Source organism: Rhodococcus sp. GB-02, assembly GCF_053470465.1.
Map to the genome: position 1 here is coordinate 522,135 of NZ_JBPUKE010000004.1, position 19,926 is coordinate 542,060.

The following is a 19,926-nucleotide window of genomic DNA, read 5'->3' on the forward strand; positions in this document are numbered from 1 at the left end:
GATGACACTTACGCTGCCCGATGATCAGTCGCTACTTATCCGAACGGATTTCACTGACGACGCCGCCTGGTTCGAAACAGTCGAAGCCGCGAGACAACCCTGGGATCTGGGCGGGGGCATCGAAGCATTCGCCGACCTGACGCTGATCGACGACAGAGCTTTCCACGGACTCACCCTCGACGGTTTGATGAAAATTGTCGGTGCTGGGCCGCCATATTACGTCTTCATCGCAGATAGCCGGACACGGTCGGACCCAGAGCACCCCATTCTTGCCGTGGATACCGGTAACGAGGACCCGGACCGTGATGGCGTCCCCACCTTGCGGGTGGTGCCCAGTGAAATGGCCGCGATCGAAAACAACCTATCGCTGGCCAATATGGATTTCGAGGACTTCGCGTCATCTGCTGATGAGGACGGTGTCTTTCGTGGATTCTAACGAACAGAACGCTGGATAGATCACTTCCCGATGGGCAATCGCCATCGCACTCACTTTCAAGAACGCGGCAGAATCTCATTCTCTCACTGGTTCTTGACAAACGTCCGCGAATATGAAAAATTATTCGAGCTTCGAAGCTGCACGCTCGGGGCAACCAACTTGAAAACTCAATACCTTAGAACCCAGGGAATTGCGCTTCCCCGTTCGTTGCGTGTGGTACGGGTCTGGCGCGCCGTTCGAGTCGGTGCTACAGGTCGTGACAGCGTGCAGCGTTTTTGTAGTCTTAGTTCTGTTCCCCGTGCTGGAGACATATGTATGCGGCTCCGTAACCCGCTCACTGTCCAGCAAAGAGGAATCGACGAAGGGAGCCAACATGGTTCGTGAATCATGGAATGCCATCAAAAACGTCTGCCACGGCCTCACAGGTGGGCTCCTGACCCTGACCAGACGCAACGAACAAGAATCAAGCTAGCGCGAGCGGCATCATCGACCCACGTCGGGTGTCGTCCCAACTGTGATCTATCCAAGAGCAAGCATTCGCCGACAATCTGGCATACGCCCTGCGGAGGGATTACCTCGGGGTGTCGTATGTGGTGACCTTCCAGTCCTCGAAACCCATCAGCTCGAGCTTGATGTAGATGCTCCAGCCTTCGGGGTAGTCAGCGCGGACGCTCACCTGCCGAAACTGGCTACTATCGCTAACCACAACCTGAGGTGTGCCGCCAGCCCTCACTCGGCCGTACTCAATGGATTCCATCTTCTTAACTAGGGCTGGAAGTGCAAGAGGCCGCAGAGAATTGAGCCACTCTTCCCTGCTGCGATTGTCGATTCTGCCAAAGTTGTTAGCGAAGTGTCGAGCCACATCCTCCCACTGCCGAACAATCTCCGGTTCCATATTGACGCTTGCTGTGTCATCTCCACAATGGCCATCTGAGCACTGTGAGATCTTGTTTTCCGGCGGAGGTGTCGGCCGCACCTTGCCATCTGGCACCCACCCCTCGGGGAGGTGATCGTGCGAGTCAGTAGCCGTCGTGTGGCGCTGGCCGGCGCTGGGAACGACTCCCACCGATCTGTTTGGTGGGTCCCCACCGCCGTTTTGGGGAAAGAAGAGAACCCAGATCCCGCCGACGATTACTGCTATCGCGGCGACCCCAATTGCGATGCACCGCTTACTGTTCAGGTTCATTGATACCTTTCGTCGACTTTTATTCGCCCGGCAGACTGGCTACTGGGCCTGTTGTCCGTTCGCCCAGGCACCGGCCTTTTTCATTAGTTCTGCGGGATTGACCTGTGCGCGACCGTTATTCATGTCGAGTTGCTCCAAGTGAAGGTGAACACCTTCTGACCAACCGGAGTTGCCCATCTTCCCGATCGGTTGTCCCGCCGTGACCTGCTGGTTCTGTGTCACGCTGATCTCGCTCATGTGCGCATACCGGAGTCCGACTCCATTGCCCAGATCGATGACAAGGTGATTGCCCCATCCCCCACCGCACGAGTTGTCCTGTGTCATAGGGGCGCAACCGGTAACCACCTCGGTGACGGTGCCGTTGCCCATGGTGAAGAGTTCGATCGGCTTTGCACCGTTTGAAGCGACATCGACACCCTTATGTCCGCCATCCCGGGTGCCGAAGAAATCCGACAACGTGTATTCATCTGGCCTCGCAGGTGGAGCGAGGCCTTCGAGATTCGCGACGAAAGCCGCTCCCACGGTTTCGCTCTTCGTACATGTCTGACCTGCAACTCCTGCTGCGCCCGTTGCGGAATTACCGAAGGTGTTCACGTGAATGTGGTCCATGTGGTTGGCCGTTATGCCACCACGATCTTCCATCGGGTCCCAGCCCTCGACGGGAGCGGACGACATCCAGATGCGCTGCTTCCAGATGAGGTATTCGATGCCTAGCTGTTTCGCATTGTTCTGCAGATACAGCGCCAAACTGTCGCCATACTCAAGACCTTCGGGATCCTCCGGGGACTTCGGGATGTCGTTACCCACTACCGGTTCGATCATGATGTCCACAGCGACGCCGCTGTAATGCTCGTTGTAGCCGTCGGGGTCGCGGTAGCCGTAGTAAGTGTGGGATCCGAACTCTTTGGTCACAGTCTTGGTGACCAGCGCCGTATCGGGCTTCATTCCTCTGAAGGTCGAATCGGCGACGACTCCCGAGATGGCGGTCATTGCGGTGATGCAGTCGCCCTGGGACAGATGACTTGCATCCGAGCATGGCTGCGATGAGATAGATGAAGATGATCCACCGGACTTGCCTGTGAGTGATTCCACGATCTGTTTCGCCGAGTTCTCCCACTTTGCGTATGCCTCGGGAAAGCCTGAACGTTGGACCGCTTGTGCAGCGTCGGTCAGAGTCATGTTTTCCCAACCGGCTACGTCCTTGAGTCCCGCGTTGTTGGAGTGATCACTGGTCCCGAGAAAGGCTTTGGTCGCCAGGACTGGATCTTTGATCTGCTCCAGCGTTCCCCACCCCATACTGGGCCGTTGCTGGTAGAGGCCCTGGGAATCACGGTCGCCGTAGTCCAGGTTTCGGAGAGTTGATTCTTGTAGTGCCGTGGCGAGAGTGACGACTGCGGCTTTGTCGCCCAGGCCGGACTCATCGACAACGCCGATGATCGTTCGCGCAATTCCGATCTGTTCCTTGTCCAGCACGATGTCGGCGGTAGCAAGGCTGGTGAGCGCGTCGTCGCGATCGATGTAATTGGCATCGTCGACGGGAGCAGGCGGCGCATTCGGTTGAGCAGTATCGGTGACACCGTTTTGTTTATCCACGTCGATCTTGTTGTAGTCAATTGGCAGGCTGGCAGTAGTCTCCGGCAAGTTCCGGTCGGCATCTTGACCGGCGGACGGGGTGGCTTTCTCCGTTGTCGGCCCGAACTGATCACCCTTTGCATTCGTCCATCCCTCTGGTCCACCGACGTAGCCGAGCGTTGCTGCACAGCCCCAGGGGCTCCAACCACGGGTACGCCAGATATCGAGGGCCACATTGATCTGCTGCGCCTTGGTAGCTCGATCAGGAGACGGGGCATATTGCCCTCCGTTGACGGAATCCCATGTGCTCTGGTCGAACTGAAGTCCACCCATGTATCCATTGCCCGTGTTGGCGGACCAATTTCCGCTGGATTCGCACTCCGCGATGGCTTCCCAGTCCCCAATAGTGGGCTCCCCAACGCTTCCGATGTCGGCGCTCGCGGACGATTGCAGTACCTGTGGGGAGCTGTCGGCCCCGCCGCTGACGAGCGTGACCTCGGTATCGGACATCGAAGGCAAACAGTCCTTATTGGCCGTCGCATATGCAGCGCCGACCGCAGTGTTTATCGCAGTACTGGTCAGAGTTGAGATAACCGCCAGAACGATGACGGCCAGGAATGCGGACAGCACTATCAGTGGGGTCTTCAGTTTCTTTGAATACTTCTTGGTTAGCCTTGCGGCACTGACGACGGTTTCGGTAGTTACCGCACCGGAGGCGACACTTCCGACGACCACTGCAGCATCTGCTACGTCGCCCGCAAGCTCAACCTTGTCTGTATCGACTCCAACTTTTGCTGCTGCGGCTTTGGCGCCCGCCGTCGCTGCACCGCCGACAGCATCTTTTGAAATGCTGGTCCGGTCTTCGGCCATAATTCCATCGTTGACGCCCTTAATGGCCGATGCAGATGAATCGGCGCCCACCGCAAGGTCTTCCCGAGGTCTTATCCGACCGGCTTTGTTCAACACCTTCCCCGAATTGGGAATTCCTGAAGCATCCGGGCGATTCGACTCGCTTCCATCAGTTGCATCTTCTGCGACCCCCTTATGGCCGATGTGCGGCCACTCTTTGCGCACATCGTGAACCACTGAACTGACCTCTTCGGGATTCCGGGAAGATACTGGTTGAGCCTTGATGCGATGCGCATCGACCAGAGCTTTTTCGTCTGGTTTGAGCTTCTTCGGGTCCCCGATGGGCCGTACAGGCTCGCCTCTGAGAGAAGCCAGTTCGCGATGCTCGATGCGAAGAATTTCATCCACCATCGAAGGCGGAAGGTTCGGATACCCAGGATCGCTTGAATCGTCCGGGATCGCCGAAACATCCGGAACGATGAATTCGCGTATTTGGTCAACGAGCTGCGCAATCTCGTCTACAGATTGATCGAGTCGTCTTTCTCTCTCATCTCTGTTGGACTCTTTACTTACCATCGCCACCGCCCATTGGATAGATTGAAGACCGAAAATATTCCTTTCTCTTTTCGCTGGTGAGAATAGCTTTTGCGAAGCAGAGAACAGACGGGATAGACTATCTCTTTTAACCTCCTCCTAACGGAACTCTGTCATTTCTCGACTAGCCCTTATACGATAGATAGATCGAGAACGCGCCGTAACGCGATCCGAGCACAGGAGAAATATAGTGAATCGAATTCACACCAATCTGGTGTCCAGAGATGTTTCCAAAACATCAGCTACATTTGCCCGCCACTGCAAGATGGCAGATTCGCCCGACCCCCGACTCTCCACCATCGACACCCTCCCTGATTCGATGAAAGCTCCGGGCGGATCCACAACAGATCCCGTCTACGCCGTCTTGGACGCAATTGCAGAGGGCACATCTCCTCTGATCCCCTGGACTGCAAGGGATATGGGCCAAGTTGCCGCACAGCTGGACCGTGAGCTGATCCGGTCTACTGACTCAGTGATCGTCTTCTGGGATCTGAGGGGCGCCCACTTCGGCACTCCAGTCAATATCGAGGTCCTACAGAACAGATACACCCGAATGACTCTCTGCCGTAACGGGGAACAAGACACCTACCTTGCTGGCACTCACACACCCGCGATGCTCATACCTCGACTTCACCCGGCCTTGACCGTCGTCAAGGCGGAGAGACTGCAGCGAGCGTTCACAATTCCGTTCGAGTCGCAGAAGATGATGATCGTTCAGGGGGAATTGACCTTTTCGGCGGTCTCCCAGCAGAGGTCGGCCGCAGGTATCGAATCTGACGACTACGGCAGGATATTCGCTGCGATGAAGTTCATCGATCCGGCCACATCAACAATCCTTCACCTGTCGGATCCGAGTGAGTCGGGAGACCTGATTTCCGTGGAGATGGATGACGCGTCGGATCCAGACGCAGGTATCGCGACCAGCGGCATGAGCGGTTCCAGCACCCGATACCCCGACTTCCAGTTCGACAAGAAGACCGGCGCGATCATCCCGCTGGTGGCGTATGCGAATCGCAAGCTTGGCGTCGCTCTGAATCAGTGTGAAGCTCAGTGGCGGGCCGCGCGATGGTGGGCCACTCCTCTCAACATGCTGGACGGGCTTTCACCCTTGCAAGCACTCGAATCTGGACGACTGGGACAACACGTAGTGGACCAGCTCCTCGCATTCGAAGGGGCCAAGTCATGCTGACCTACGAGGAGGAGTTGCGACTCTCTGTCCGCATAGTCGCCCGGCGAAGGATCCGTGATCTGCTCCAGGAGGAAGAGCGTGAACCTTTGGTGTCGGAACTTGACGTCATAGAGGACGGCGATCGAGCCGCGACCGAACTTATCCGGGCGTATCTTCCTCACATCAACAAGATTGCGAGCTCGATTTATCACCGAAATATTCAGAACAAGTCTTCGGTCGGATGGGATCGCAATGATCTCTTCGATGAGGGCGTCATCGCTGCGCTCCGAGTGACCAACTCGTTCAACGCTCGCGGGACGGACAACCACCCCGGTGTTCGGTTCGCCAAGTATTCATCCCTCGCGATCAGCAAGGCGATGAACAGGCTGATCGCGAAGAACAGCACTCCGTATCGCGCTGACACTGCAGCGATCCAGGCGACTTGGCGTTGGCTCGCTGCGACTGACGAATTTGTGAGGGATCACGGTCGCCGTCCTACAGACGAAGAGCTGGAAGACATCACCGGATTTGCCTGCACCTACGTGCTTCCCTCTATTCCGTCGCGGTCTACGTTCGGAGATGTTCACGACCCCGAGTACGTGTCGATCCCGGAATCGGATCCCGCGTCCATCTCGGATGACGTCGCGTACAAGCAGAGCGCAGAGCTAATCCTCGAAGTGTTGGAGTCAATGCTGGCGGAGAAGTACATGAAGTACGCCCGCATCCTCTTCTCAGTCGATGAGAATCTGCCCTACGGAGCAGCCAATGCTGCCCAGATCCTCGGAGTTCCGACACGACGGGTCGAAGCGGTCAACGAATACCTGTTCAACTTCATCTCGCACCCGCGCTACCGCGTCTGGGCATACGAGATCATCAAGGAGAAGGAAACCATCCGAGAAGGTATCCGTGCCAGCGAGAACGGCAAGAGACTCGAACGACTCCGGCCGACCGGAGCGGGACAAGCCCCGTCCGATGCCGCGGTTCACGTGCAGCAGCATGAACTTCGGGCGGATCAGCTTCGAACTACCGCCATTGCTTGACGAACCTTGGTGACCGAATGCCTCGAGGACTACTTCGGTATCGGTTTGCCAACAGAAGAGATCGCCGCGCAGGTCCGGTGAGAGACCAGACATCTCGACACCGGGACCGGGCCAGAGCCAGACACTCTGACTTCGGTTGAGGGACTGCGCGGCGATCTCTCGTCGCAGAAAACCAGATTATCCGGACGGTACGACAGGCTTCTGAGTTCATCTATCCACGAACGTCGAGGGCAAAGTTGCCGCAGCCACGACCACGTGTAAAGCCATGGGGTGACCCGGGCGATTCAACGTACGCTATTTCCATGGAGTTCGATCACGAAGCCTCTCGACCCGAAGGAGCATCGGTCGAGCACGCGCGTACTTCGGCTCTCTATCAACGCGTTCACTCAACCAGGGCGGCAGAGGCCCTCCTCAAGTTGATCGAGGATGGCAGAGATCGGTGCGGGCGGATCGGCGAATAGGCGACCGTCACGCGGGACTCAGCCCTCAGGCAGCGTCAACTCGGCTGCGCGGGGTCACACAAGTGAATTCCTCGTCGGCGCGGTGACCAGCACTTCTATCTCCATTTGGGCGGTCGAACCCGTCGCCTCCCTGAAGCCTGTCGGCATCAAGTGATAGGATTCTGCATAGAAATAAAGTCAATCCATGCATTGTCCCGAGAAAAACAAGCCAAAGGGGCTTCTCAGATGGCATCCACTGAACCCACCGAGTGGCAGATCCTCCGATTCGGATCGAAGTTCCAGGTCGCCAAGGACGCTGCGATCGCGTCGATGCACCAGGCTCAAACCCGGGCTCTGGGGGCTCACCTCGGCGGTGGAGCCCGTACGGAACACGCATACGGAACTCAGTTCGCGGTCGCACAGTTCGAGGAGTTGGCGGACCACACACGTGACCTTGAAGGCGTGGAGCTGAGAAAGCCTGAGAACGCCAAGGTCCAATACGAACTGCCGCTCATTCTTGAAACCAAGACCTTGCTGTACCCGCTGCGATACGGCAAGGACGGCAAGGTGAAGCGTGATGGTGCCAAAATCACGATGTCGCAGGTACGTCGAGACCTGCTGCATTCGGGCGTAGCGCGCCAGACCGAGAAACAGTTCGACCTCTTCGAGCCCCTGCTCAGTGAGGAAGAGATTGTCCGACGTCGGGACGCCGAGAACGAACTCCGCGCAGAACTGCTGAGAAGCGGACGCGTTGTCACAATCGGTATCGCATGTAGCCCCGATGGCGTCTTCGACCTCTATTGGGGCGACGTCGATGTCGACGAGGACACTGGCCGGATCCACGTGCTGTTTTCGGAACCTTTGACTCGCCCCGACGCCCCGGTGCTGGGAAAGCATCTTCGCCTCGCAGAGATCGCGACAGCGCGGTTGCCTCGCTTCGATGAGGAGTCCGATGATGTCGGATTCAGCCTGACTCCCAATGTTGAACCCGGCGCGGTGAACAGCGAAAAGATCCCGGAAATCGACATCACAGGCAGTGAGAACAGTGAATGACCACGAACAGCCGGGCCAGCTTCGTCTCTTGGCAGACGACGAGATCCCTCACGACATTATCTCGGGGGCATTCGATGCTGCGCGTCTAACTCAGGCGCGCCGACTCGCAGGGCTGACGAAGAAGACAGTCGCCGACACGATCGGGGTCTCACCGGTAGCAGTTGGACAGTGGGAGGCTGGCACAGCCAGTCCCCGCCCGGACAATGTGGAAGCACTCGCCAAGGCGCTCGAAGTGCCGGTGTCATTTCTGGCATCAGGGCGTCCGTATGCCCGACTCGACTCTGCTGCAGCTCATTTCCGTAGCTTGCGACGGACGCCGGCAATCCAACGCAGCAAGGCGGTCGCGTTCACTGAACAGCTGTGGGAACTGACCAACGCGCTGGAAAAGCGCGTCCGTCTCCCCGCGGTTGATCTGCCGGGATTCTCCGCCGGTGAGGTCGAACAATTGGGGTTTCCAACCGACCCTATCGGCGCCGCCGGTGAGCTCAGGAAATACTGGGGGCTAGGACTTCGGCGGATTCCCAGAGTCGTCCGAACCATGGAACAGCACGGGATCATCGTCACGTTGGCACCGTTCGATCCTGACGATGCAAAAACGATCGATGCGTTCTCCACGACTCAGCTCCCCCGACCGGTCGTCGTACTCACACGAGGCAGGGCTGACGACGTGTATCGCCACCGCTTCACAGCCGCACACGAGCTCGGCCATCTGGTCATGCATGGAAACTGCGTGCCTGGAGATCCGTTGCAGGAGAAGGAAGCCGACATCTTCGCTGCGGAGTTCCTCACGCCGAAGGATCAGATCAGCCCGGAGCTGCCCGCTCGGATCGACTTCAATGCGCTGATCGAATTGAGCGCGACATGGGGTGTGTCTGTCGACTCACTTCTCCGTCGATGCAAGGAAGTCGGAATGGCTTCCGAGGCAACCTATCGTCGCGCGTATCAACGATTGGCGGCGCTTCGAGATGCCGACGTGATTCGGAGTGAGCCCATCGAGGGGTTTCCGGGCGAGGTCCCAACATTGCTCCGTTCTGCCTACGAGGTAGCGGAACAGAACGGGTTGAGCCTGAAAGCACTAGCAGCCGAGCTACGAATAACCTTGCCTAGACTGAGATTATTGCTCGGCGAAGGGGACGCACGCCCTACTCTGCAACTGGTTTGACGCGGTTCGACCCGGCCATTTTCATAGATGGAAGGTTGACACGGAAGATCGAGATGACGTCAGAACGACTCGCGCTGATCCCCACAAGCGATTCTGACGCCCGTTCGGGGTCTAATCGACTCGACGTATCTCGATTTACTCCGAGACGTTCTGAAACACACTGAGTAGCAGTCACTTTGCAGGAAGCCGGAGGCAGATGGATAACCCCGATAGCGCGCATACACGTAGTGACGACGAAGCCTTCAGTATCGCCAAAGCTGCCGTACGCCTGTCCGGTGGCAGTTTCGATGCGGATACCGAAGCCTCCTGCCGCCGTGTTCTCAACGGCGAGAGCGACGTCGAGCAAGAGCTCTCAGCCTTCCGAGCTCGGCTGCGTGGTTAGCGCGCCCCGGCTCACACCAGGATGTGAGCCTCCGTGGTGAAAACCGTCACTTGCAGCCACTGACCTTGAGCAACTCTGCAGGAAGGTCATTCTGCATCACGACCCCGTCGCCGTCCCATACGAAAGTCGCGGTGGCCAGACCTGACGGATTCGCATTCGAGTCCATCCCTCGCGGCCACTTGTACTGAACCGTCACGCTGTCGCTGGAGGAATCAATCACCGAAGTGAAGCCGAAAGAACACGCCGTAGCTGTCCCCTGATACTCCCCACGGTGGAATAACATCACATGCTGTGGCGAACTACCGGTCCCGCCATTGGTATCGGCGATCGCGTAGCTCAGATCAGCACACGGATCAAAGTTCGTCTCCCCCAAGAACGTCCACTCGATGCCAGGAATCTGGGTTGCGGCTGGCACCTGGTCGAGGCCGGCCGATATCGCAGCGACTTTCGGGGTCGTTCCGCACTTGACTGTCGCAACCGTTGCGGGATCGACAGCGTTTGTCCCGCACAGCCACGGCCATCCGGTCATCTGTCCGAGACTCTGCGGTTCCGCGGAGAAACTCTGCTCGTCACCGAACATGGAACCGTCACCGAACTGACCACCGTTCGCGGCGTCGTAGCTGTACGAAGTCACCTTCATCGCCGGTTGCGAGGAACTTCCGCCGTACGGCGCAGCGAAATTCCAGACCTCGATCGGCCTGGACGGATCGCCGGTACAACGAACCGCGGTCTCGGCCCCTTCACCTCGATGCAGTTTCCACTCGATGGGATTGCCTTCGTACAACGAGACGGGCGGTGACATGACGGCCAATTTCGCGTCCTCCCACGACCAGACCTTGTACGAGGCAGAGCCGCCGAGCTCCTTCGTGGCGACGACAACCTCCGCACCCGGCACACCGTCAACGTCCCATGCTCCGACAAACCCTGCCGCATCCTGCGCCTTCGGGTCAGTCAGCAACTTGGAGTCCGTGCCGGCTACCGCAGCTTCGATGCCGGATGCTGTCAGCACCACAATCTGACCACCTGCACGGCCGATCGAATCATCATTGCCGTCACCGTCGACATCCACGACAGCCAGGGACACACAGTCCTGTTTACCCGAACAGACATCAGGCGCGGACGAAGACGTCGTGGTCGGTGACGAAGCCGCTGCGCTCTCCCCCGCTTGTGCAGCGCCTTCGACTGAATCGGACCCACACCCAGCCAACAACAATGCGGCGGACAAGCAGATAGAAATCGCCAGTTTGGTTCTCACTATGCCCCCTGATTCGGTACACAATCCACGATCCGATTGATGCAACTATCGAGAAGTATGGCAGTTGTACTTCGATATGCCACGGATTGCCTGGGTATATAGGGTTCGAATTCACACTCGGAATAGGACGGTGGAGGATTCAACTGGGACCTCACTTGTCCTCTGCCGAGGGATGATCCAACTCCAGGTTGGAAGGCCGCGCAGTCGAAATTGACACTCACCGTAGTCCACGAAATGAAACTGTTCCGCGAAGTCGGTTCCCTCGCCCGTCGCGGCTCTTCGGGGCACTGATCTCATCTGCGACGCCCGCGAACACGGGGTGCCCCAGGCGCAGGTGTACATTCGGTGCCGAGGTCGCCGGGCCCGAGTGTGATGCTGGTGGCTTCGTCGGGTGTCATGTAGCCGCCGGCAACGAGGACCTCGTGAATGGGTACGTCGAATAGTGTTGCGACTTGTCGGGTCGTTGCCCGTGTCGGATAACGAATGCCGAGCCACCGCGTCACCGTCGAAGGTGGTACTCCTAATTTCCGGGCAGCATCGGTGTCGTCGCTGTACGGACCTGCATCGAGTTGGTCCCGCACCCACCCTGCAAAATCGTTGTAGTACATGCTTTCCTGTGAATTCCTTTCATGCTCCGACGATCGACCAGACCACAGTCCAGTGAGGTGATGTGCCAGGTCGGGTGGACAGACGCCGAATATCGCTGCCGCCCCACTGACATCGACCGGCGGATCTTGGTCATAGTCGGACAGGAGATCCGTCGACACCCGGCCCCACAGTGATCGGGATCAGGGCTGCCCTGTTCTGATGCGTCATGCCGATCATCCTTGGCGGATCGGTGTGCAGGCCTCGGCGTCGGGTGCCGGAGTGGGCGATGTCGGCGGAATCTCGGGGTCCGATCGTCGTAGGCCTGCCGGGGCCGCGGGAACGACCGGATCACAGGGTGGGAGGACACTCCCGGGCGGGGGCGGTGTGAAGGGATTTGGTGGGTCGGCAGTCCCACCGCTCTCACCCCACTCCGGCCCGGATAAACCAGGGGCGTCGGCGTTTTCGCTTTCGGTCCGGTGTTCGCCATTTTCGTTCGCGGGTTGGTGTTCGTCGACCGTGGCGGTCGGCGTGTTCTCGGTGATCGGTGGATCTGAGGTCGCGGTGCTCGCGTTGTCTGGAGCGAGAGTGAACAACATGCCGATCAGTAAACCGCCGAGTACGAGCAACGTCGCGAACAACATCAGTGGTGTCCCTCGACGCGGTCCGGCGATCGCGGCCGCCGCGCCTCCTGCGGCCCCACCGCTGCCGACGGCCAGCGGCGCCGCACTGGTGGGGGTGCTGCGTGCTGCAGCGACCAGCGCGGCACCTATTGCGAGTTGGGTCCGTTCGCCGAGGAAGGTGAATCCGAGACCGGATCGCTCTGCTGCGACCGCGGACATCTGCCGGGTCTGCTCGGGGGCTCCCATGGCTACGAGCATCTTCGGAACCGGGTCTCGTTCCGCGACAATCGTATCCAGTGTGGCAGTGAAGGTAGCGCTGTTCGCAAGAAGTTCAGCGGAAATGTAGCGATGCGCGGAGTCGATCGTGCCGGCGATCGGGTCTATCGCGGCGATCACGGTCTCGCTGCCGTCCGGCCAGAACGCCAGGATCGGGGACACTCCGGCCAGGGCGTCCACCGACCGGAGGTAGGCCAGGCGTGCGTCGAGGCTGTTGACCAGCTCGACGTTCCCGATGGCCGAGGAGGAGAACGATTCCGGAAGCAGATCGCGTACGTCCGCCCGCTCACACGTCACGCCGACCGAGGTCGGGTGCAGGTGGGAACGCGATGCTCGCTCGATCGCGACATCTGCAGCCGAGGCGAGCGCGCGAGCCGATGAAGGCGCGGAGGGGACACTCCCACCTTCGCCCCACGGGTGGCGGAACTCGTCGATCGATCCGAGAAGAGGGGTATCTGCGTCCACGAGAGCGGTGGAGATGGAACTGGTGTCGAGTGCGATACCCAAGCTTTCACGCACAACTACCTCCAAGGATTTCACGAGAGTTTGAAACACAGAAAAGACGGCGGGTGAGCATGTCAGGTTTCGGAATGCGCGTGTCGGTGGTCAGAACGTCAACCCGTTCACAGACATCGCACCGGGGGACAACACGACCTCCACCGGTGCCCTACCGTCGACCGTGACGCGATACATGCCGGGAAGGAGCCCGACGAACGCGAAGCGTCCGGCGACCGGCGTCACTGACCGAACAATCGCGTGAGCACACTGATCAGTGCCCTCGATCGTCACGAACTCTGCCGGACCGGAGGTGACGAGACCGGCGATGCGGCCGTCCGCCACCACCGAACCGTCCGGAGGTGCTGCATGGTCGGAGACGGCGATTCCGTGCGGATCGCAGACACCCGCGGTGGTCGAGACCCGCACGACGACCTCTTGCGAGCGGACACGAACTGCTCCTCCGTCAGCGGTCACGACTACTGCGATCGGCAGCCCGTCCGCCGTCGACCGGGGACCAGCTGTCATGGTCACAGTCCGAGTGAAATGCTTACCCTGCCCCACACTTCCTACGCGGCAGGTCAATCCCATACCGTCGACACCTGAGCCGGGGCCGCAGTAATCCGGCACGGACATCAACGTGAATCCCCGAGGCACCGGCATCTCGATGACCACATCCGACAATGGTGAGTCCCGAACACCGATGTCGACCACGTATGTCACTGGATCACCCTCGCGGACAATCTCGTTGGAGGGACCTGAATCAAGGCCCGGACCGTCGCTGGCGTCGAACGGCGGACCGCCGTCGAAAACAGTCAACCCGACAGTGAAGGGTAGGCCGGTGATCTCCTCTGTCGACAGCCGGACATCCAAGGACGACGCGGGCGCACCGAACGAGGCTGCCCCCACCGTCAGCGCTCCGGCCACGACACCCACGCCGATGACTCGCATAAGCCTGCCATAGGTGCGGGGGCGGACGCCGATGGTAACCGCTGTGGACCACAGTTCTGACCGGATCGTTCTCACGACGTTCTCCCTCACTGGATGACTTCAGGGTCCCCGACGGACGCATGTGAATCACATTTCAGCGAATCGCAAGCTAATCTCAATTTAAACTTCCTCGCGAGGCGAGCCCTCTCGACAGAGGGTGATTTAACGAGTGATTCTTTTCGAGCCAGGGCGAAGCGCTGAATGAATCAGCGTGGAACTCCGCGATACCGACGACGCACTCGTGCGGATGGCAAGCAGCATGGCCGAAGGCCACACCGGGTTCTTCGTTGTCGGAGTCGGCGCGGCTTGGGTCGCTGGGATCGAATCGTCGCGGTAAGTCACCTTCAAGCTCGGGGCAGCAGCTTCAAGGCGTGTGCTCGCCTGAGTGCATCATCTCGGTTGTGCGCGTCAAGCTTTCGGTAGAGGTTGCGCAACTGGGACCTGACGGTATTCACGGAGACGTAGAGGGCTTTCGCTATCGCGACTTGGGTCATGTCTCGTCTGAGAAGTGTGAGGACCGTTTGTTCGCGATCGGTGAGAGTAACGATGCGGAGTGCTTTCGGAAAGGACTCCACTCCAGGGTCTTTACGGAACACTGCGAGGGTCTGCGAGCCAGTTGTCGCGGCGTTTTCCAACAGAGCGATGTCGGAGGCGGCGATGGTCGAGAACGGACGCAGCAGTCCAGTCTGGTCTGCGATTTTGCAGGCTTTGAACCACGCCTGCGTAGCCAATTGTGTTTCTCCCAGTTCCCAGTGGGCAACTGCTTGAACGAGAAGCAGTTCCATCTGGGCGCGTGGATACGACTCGAGAGTCCAGCCGTATTGGTGACACAGAGCCAATGCCGCCTTGTTGTCGCCGATTCGCTGACGAAGCCGTGCCACCGACGTCAGGGTCCACGGGTAGGCCGCAGGATCGTCGATGCTCGCGGCCAGTGTGAGTGCCGCGTTTCCTTCTCCGAGCGCAAGCAGTAGATCGATCTCGGTGGCCTGCAACAGAGGACGGGAGATCGAAGCTACGGCGCGTTGATGGCTATGTGCTGATACGGTTCTGCGCACCAACGTCAACGCTGCGAATGGATCACCTCGGGTCAGCGCGTACTGACTGTGCGCGTAAATGACGAAGGCCCACAGTTCTTCGGCGTCGGACGGATAACCCAATTCATCCAGCGTGCTGATTGCCTCCTCGACGGAGAGGGAGTCGAGCAAGGTCAGTGTTCGTGCGACCAGTCCTGCTGTGCGGAGGATCGGTTCGAGCCGGCCGCCTTGGTCGGTATGGCGTTGCTCGCATTCCGACCAGTGCAGTGAGTGGAGTGGTTCACCGACCATCGCCCAGTTCAATGCGATAGTGCTTGCGGCAGCGCGGGCAACGAATCCGATCTGCAGTGAAAGGCCGTCCTGGTATGCCAGATGCGCTTCGATGGTGGACTCGGCCAGCATCGCGCTGAGCTGATACGTGATGGCCCATTGGGCTCGCATGAACGGCAACTGTCGGCTGACGAGCGTCGAGTTGTCTTCGAGGGCGCGACGACTGAGACGGGACAAACGGCGCGTGATCACCGCGGATTTTTCGTGGTGGCCGGCCAACCGGAGCATGATCGACTCGATACACCCGACGCTGAGTGCATCTTTCGCCGAATCCATCGCTCCCTGATCAGAGAGCAGTGGCGGTGGATCCGCTAAAACGCCAATCGTGACGACGGGGTGCCCGTCGCACAACGCGCGAAGTGCGCACACGACGGGGTGTTTGCCTGCCACGTCCGGAGGAATCCTTCGCAGCGCCGAACTGAGTCTGTCGACATCGTCGACGAGCATCTCCATCCAGTACTGGTCGGTGATGTCGATCGCCAGAGCCCAGTTCTGCGCGTCGAGAGCGTGGTCGAGTGCGAGTGTTTGTCGGCCGCTATCGATCAGGACATCCGCCAGAAGAGACAGGTGCTGTGAGCTATCTATGCCTGCTGCGGCGCGGATCCGGAGAATGGACCGTCGAATTGCCGACGGCAGCTCCCAGGTCTCCTGCGGTTCGGATTCCACCCGATCGTAAAGTCCTGCTGCTTCGAGGACGACCAGCCGCGTGCGTACCCGCGCAACCGTATCTTTGGACGATGACAACAGCCGCGCGAGTTCCGAAGTGAGGGTGCTTGAGTACGCGGTCGCAAGTACGAATTCGCGTTCGCCCAGCTCTTCGGCGAGAGCGAGCACATGATGTGCGGTGTACTTGTCGACCGCTCGGTTGACCTGACGCTCAACGACCTTTTCGCGCTCGCTGCCGTTGTCGAGGTTCTTGATCGCAGCTACAGCCACTCGCACCAGAGCAGGTATCCCTCCGGTGAGCGCAGTAATACGTTCCGTATCACCGGCAACGGCCGGCGCCTCGGCCAGAGCCAACAGCTGTGCGGTTTCGGTTGCCGTGTACCGCAGCTCCTTCGCAGTGATGACGTCATGGTCAACGCCGATCTGACGTCGCCCGGAAAACATACCGGGCCCGGAGAGAGTCACGACGATGTCCACGTCGGGGCATAGAGAGAGAAGACTGATCAGTTGATCAGCCAATCCTCCGGCGTAGATCACGTCGGGTCTGATCAGGACGAGAAGAACTGGCCGCGAGGCATTTTCGAGCAGATGGACGACAGTGGTGAACATCTCGCGGACGTTGCCGCATTCGGCAGACGAGCTGGAGACGCCGGCATTGCGAAGCCGGGCGAGGACACCGGACCAGTACGCAGCGGGGGTGACCGCGCTCTGCGCTGGCGGTTCGACCCACACCACAGTCCGCTCGGGATCGAGGGAACTACGCAACCACGACGCGATCAATGCGGATTTCCCGTGACCGCTCGGCGCTCGGATAATCGTCAGCGCTCGGCGGCGATCGAGTCTCGCAACCAGCTCCGGCCGAAGGGGCGTCCCGATTGACCTGTGACTGATCATATTAGTTGTCCGATCACTATGTTCCCTCGTCATTGCAGGAGAGCGACACCGCCGTTTCGTGCTCGTAAATTCGCTCCAGCAGCCGTTCGCGTGGGGTGAATTCCGCCCGAAGGTCTATCTAATTTCGGGAGCACGTAGACGTAATTGGAGTGTTCGTTGTTCGGTGCGGTATTGCGTCCGCATCGACGGTGCGGCGGTTTCGCCGACCGGCCGCGGACTAGGTTCATCCGAGTAGGGGCGGGCGACGCATCTGTGGACGAGTTGCGTCTATCGATGGTGGAAGTGCGCCCCGTTAGACAAGGTCCGCGTAGAGGTAAACATTGTCCAAATAGTTTCCGATGCCATCTTCGTACTCCAAGTCTCCCCCACAGGTCACCACCGCAAGTTTGCGGGGTCCGTCGGGGCCTTCGAGGACGCTTTCTTCGATTCCGTCGGCTTTGGGTCGGGAGACGACGGCGGTCACGCGCCATGTTGTGGTGTTGCCAGAGGTGCTGGTGGTGTGGATTTCCTGACCGGGGGTCAGGGTTCCGAGGTCGAAGAGGGCGCCATTTCCTTGTCCTGCGAGGTTGACGTGTCCGGCAATCAGCGTGGTGCCGGTGGTGGCGTCCAAAGGTGCACCGTCGAGCCAGATCCCGACTTCTTTGACATCTCCGGGTGGGGTGAGGACACCGTTGATGACGGTGGCGTCGACGATGGGTGTGTCGATATTGATCGGGTCCAGTGACAATGTGCCGTGGGTGGTGGTTGCAGCCGGGATTGCATCGTGGGGTGCTGCCGAGGACGTCGTCGCGGTAGCAGTTGTCGGACTGCTGGTGTCGCGGGTTCCGAAGTAGACACCGACCGATCCCACGATCATGGCCAATGCGGCAATTGCTGCAAGTAGTGCGCGCGTGCGTTTCCCGCGTCGAGCGGAGTTACCGATACCGGATTCGGCGAAGTCGCGACCGCCGGCAGATTCGTTGCTGTTGTCAGGATTCACCAATGTTGTCCTCACCTCGTGGTGCGCCCGTGCTCGGCACCGATCGGTGGAGAATGTCGATGCCGAGCACAGGTCACACTGTTCGCGTCGGAATGAGCGCGGCCTCGCCGAGCACAGGTCACACTGTTCGCGTCGGAATGAGCGCGGCCTCTAGGTCCTGCTGCGCCTGATTGTGATGACTCCACAGGCAGCCACGGCAATCACGCCAAGCCCGGCGACTGCGACTCCGATGTGAGGTCCCGAGCTCTGATCTGCCGTTCCGCCATCGATCGCTGTCGGACGCCCACCGATGGTGCCGGTAGGTGTCGTGTATCCACCTGGATGGCCACCATTGTTGGTCTGCCCTCCACCATTGTTCGGTGCGGGATTGACGTGGGAGGGGACGCCTCCTTGTGTCGGCCCGCTGGAACTCCCCGTACCACCTGGAATGGGGATCGGAATCGGGATCGGGATGATCGCCGTATTCGTCTTGGTGGTGGTGACCGGTGTGGTGGTGACCGGTGTGGTGGTGACCGGTGTGGTGGTGACCGGTGTGGTGGTGACCGGTGTGGTGGTGACCGGTGTGGTGGTGACCGGCCCGTCGAGGAAGGTCACCGAAGCATCATCGGAAATGCGGGCTGGGAGTTCCGTTTCGAAGGACGCGAACACCTGGCACACTGGATCGGCTTGGTTCCAGCGAATTTTCTCATGCGAGTTCGGCTGCCCAGCAACGGAAATTGTGACCTCGCCAGGAGTTTCGGCCGTGACGCACAGGCGAACCTCCGTGCCGGCGGTGTCGGTACCGGTGACCGTGAGAGTGTTGCCCGTCAACGTCGCTCCGGCCCCCGGTTCGCACAAGGTCACCGCTGCCCCTGCAGGAGCGTTCACTGTCAACGGAATGCCGTACAGGTTGGTCGACACCGAGAACGTCGCCGTTTCACCGGCCCCGATCTCTGAGTGCTCCGGTCCGGAGATCGTCAGCGCCGGGGTCGACTTCATGATCGCGAGAATTCGCTCCCGCTCTTCCTGCCCGAGGTTCTCCTGGCAGACTTTGCCGGCACCGTTCCCAGACGCGCACCACACCAGCTGTTGACGATTCGAGCGGTTCCAGGAATTGCCGTTGTCTGCGATCCCGGCCACGCCGTTTTCATCGACGTAGGTATGTGGGTTCTGCAGGAGGTAGCTGACGAGCAGTTGCTGGTCCTCGCTCAGTCGCGGATTTCCCGAGAGTTGCTTCGCTGAACCGGTCACCACCCACTCGGTCCCGTTCCAGTAGCCGGATTCGCCCTCCGGGGTTGTCTGACCGCAAACATCCAAATGTTTGTCGGTGCAGTACATCCACTCCGACGTCGGCCCAACTCCTGGAAGTTCGAAGACGCCGCACACCGTTCCCGGTGCGATCGCCTCCATGACGTCCGGGTGTCGGTTGTAGTACATCGGGACTACTTGACCATTGTTGTAATCGGCGAGACGGCCACGATCGATGACAAGATCACCCACACCGCTACCGTTCGAGTTCTCGCACTCCGACGCGGTGAAGGCCTCACGAGGTGGCACGACAGGCGCCGCCCCAGCCGGCGCGGCCAAGACCGCAGTGATTCCGAACATCAGAATGATCGTCGACAGCACCGAACTCACTGTGAGCCAACCAGGTCGGCGGGGTCTGGTCTCGTAATGCGAATTACGCATGCAAGATTCTCCTTCTGGATACAGAGCGGGTTCAAGAAAATGCTCGCCTCAGCGGAAGAAAGATCGAGTTGCTGTGCGATTGCCAGAATTTAAATCCGCAATCATGATTCGTGTCAAGCGGACCTCTCACATTAGGGCCGCCATTGATGCAAATGTCCCCTCGCCAGGGGTCATACTATTGACACTTAATAGATACCAGCCCTATGATGACGGCTGATCATTTAGCATTCGGCGGTCTACTCTCAAATG

Annotated in this window: 14 protein-coding genes; 7 read left to right on the top strand and 7 right to left on the bottom strand. The window is 59.4% G+C overall.

All coding sequences use genetic code 11. The annotated features are described in order from the left end of the window. Position 1 precedes the first annotated feature (1 nt). Positions 2-436, top strand: coding sequence for a DUF6924 domain-containing protein (locus ACSW29_RS27190; protein WP_448278752.1), 435 nt, complete (start codon positions 2-4; stop codon positions 434-436). A 1,225-nt stretch (positions 437-1,661) separates the two neighbouring features. On the opposite strand, the gene ACSW29_RS27195 is transcribed toward ACSW29_RS27190, so the two are convergent. Continuing rightward, positions 1,662-4,064 carry a transglycosylase family protein gene (locus ACSW29_RS27195; protein WP_448278753.1) on the bottom strand — a complete coding sequence of 801 codons (2,403 nt, stop codon included), beginning with the start codon at positions 4,062-4,064 and terminating at the stop codon, positions 1,662-1,664. A 763-nt stretch (positions 4,065-4,827) separates the two neighbouring features. On the opposite strand from ACSW29_RS27195, the gene ACSW29_RS27200 reads away from it, so the two are divergent. The 5 genes from ACSW29_RS27200 to ACSW29_RS27220 all read left to right on the top strand — a co-directional run bounded on the left by ACSW29_RS27200 (position 4,828) and on the right by ACSW29_RS27220 (position 9,882). Next, the gene (locus ACSW29_RS27200; RefSeq protein ID WP_448278754.1) at positions 4,828-5,826 is read left to right on the top strand and encodes a hypothetical protein; all 999 of its coding nucleotides are present in this window, start codon (positions 4,828-4,830) and stop codon (positions 5,824-5,826) included. After that, entirely contained in the window at positions 5,820-6,845 is a 1,026-nt protein-coding gene (locus tag ACSW29_RS27205) for a hypothetical protein (protein WP_448278755.1), read from the top strand. Before ACSW29_RS27200 ends, ACSW29_RS27205 begins: the two co-directional genes overlap by 7 nt. A gap of 686 nt (positions 6,846-7,531) precedes the next feature. Continuing rightward, positions 7,532-8,338, top strand: coding sequence for a hypothetical protein (locus tag ACSW29_RS27210; RefSeq protein WP_448278756.1), 807 nt, complete (start codon positions 7,532-7,534; stop codon positions 8,336-8,338). Positions 8,339-8,366: 28 nt separating this feature from the next. Further along, complete coding sequence (locus ACSW29_RS27215; protein ID WP_448278757.1) at positions 8,367-9,500, top strand: helix-turn-helix domain-containing protein; 1,134 nt, start codon at positions 8,367-8,369, stop codon at positions 9,498-9,500. A gap of 196 nt (positions 9,501-9,696) precedes the next feature. Continuing rightward, positions 9,697-9,882, top strand: coding sequence for a hypothetical protein (locus tag ACSW29_RS27220; RefSeq protein ID WP_448278758.1), 186 nt, complete (start codon positions 9,697-9,699; stop codon positions 9,880-9,882). A 46-nt stretch (positions 9,883-9,928) separates the two neighbouring features. On the opposite strand, the gene ACSW29_RS27225 is transcribed toward ACSW29_RS27220, so the two are convergent. From ACSW29_RS27225 to ACSW29_RS27235, 3 genes are all read right to left on the bottom strand, one after another. Beyond that, entirely contained in the window at positions 9,929-10,966 is a 1,038-nt protein-coding gene (locus tag ACSW29_RS27225; protein WP_448278759.1) for an LppP/LprE family lipoprotein, read from the bottom strand. A 992-nt stretch (positions 10,967-11,958) separates the two neighbouring features. Then, positions 11,959-13,140, bottom strand: a complete 1,182-nt coding sequence (locus ACSW29_RS27230; protein WP_448278760.1) for a hypothetical protein — start codon at positions 13,138-13,140, stop codon at positions 11,959-11,961. An 87-nt stretch (positions 13,141-13,227) separates the two neighbouring features. Next, a complete protein-coding gene (locus ACSW29_RS27235) occupies positions 13,228-14,142 on the bottom strand; it encodes a hypothetical protein (protein WP_448278761.1) in 915 nt (304 codons plus the stop codon). A gap of 175 nt (positions 14,143-14,317) precedes the next feature. Here ACSW29_RS27235 and ACSW29_RS27240 point away from each other — a divergent pair, with 175 nt between their 5' ends. Further along, positions 14,318-14,443, top strand: a complete 126-nt coding sequence (locus ACSW29_RS27240) for a hypothetical protein (RefSeq protein WP_448278762.1) — start codon at positions 14,318-14,320, stop codon at positions 14,441-14,443. A gap of 7 nt (positions 14,444-14,450) precedes the next feature. On the opposite strand, the gene ACSW29_RS27245 is transcribed toward ACSW29_RS27240, so the two are convergent. The 3 genes from ACSW29_RS27245 to ACSW29_RS27255 all read right to left on the bottom strand — a co-directional run bounded on the left by ACSW29_RS27245 (position 14,451) and on the right by ACSW29_RS27255 (position 19,677). After that, on the bottom strand, positions 14,451-16,916 hold the full coding sequence (locus tag ACSW29_RS27245) for a LuxR C-terminal-related transcriptional regulator (protein ID WP_448278763.1): 2,466 nt from the start codon (positions 16,914-16,916) through the stop codon (positions 14,451-14,453). Positions 16,917-17,322: 406 nt separating this feature from the next. Next, entirely contained in the window at positions 17,323-18,009 is a 687-nt protein-coding gene (locus ACSW29_RS27250; protein WP_448278764.1) for a class F sortase, read from the bottom strand. 150 nt (positions 18,010-18,159) lie between these two features. After that, a complete protein-coding gene (locus ACSW29_RS27255; RefSeq protein WP_448278765.1) occupies positions 18,160-19,677 on the bottom strand; it encodes a hypothetical protein in 1,518 nt (505 codons plus the stop codon). Positions 19,678-19,926 lie beyond the last annotated feature (249 nt).

Bases quoted from the DNA above. Each gene is read 5' to 3' on its own strand.
- ACSW29_RS27190 (WP_448278752.1), top strand. From the start codon at position 2: ATGACACTTACGCTGCCCGATGATCAGTCGCTACTTATCCGAACGGAT.
- ACSW29_RS27195 (WP_448278753.1), bottom strand. From the start codon at position 4,064: ATGGCCGAAGACCGGACCAGCATTTCAAAAGATGCTGTCGGCGGTGCA.
- ACSW29_RS27205 (WP_448278755.1), top strand. From the start codon at position 5,820: ATGCTGACCTACGAGGAGGAGTTGCGACTCTCTGTCCGCATAGTCGCC.
- ACSW29_RS27210 (WP_448278756.1), top strand. From the start codon at position 7,532: ATGGCATCCACTGAACCCACCGAGTGGCAGATCCTCCGATTCGGATCG.
- ACSW29_RS27220 (WP_448278758.1), top strand. From the start codon at position 9,697: ATGGATAACCCCGATAGCGCGCATACACGTAGTGACGACGAAGCCTTC.
- ACSW29_RS27255 (WP_448278765.1), bottom strand. From the start codon at position 19,677: ATGCGTAATTCGCATTACGAGACCAGACCCCGCCGACCTGGTTGGCTC.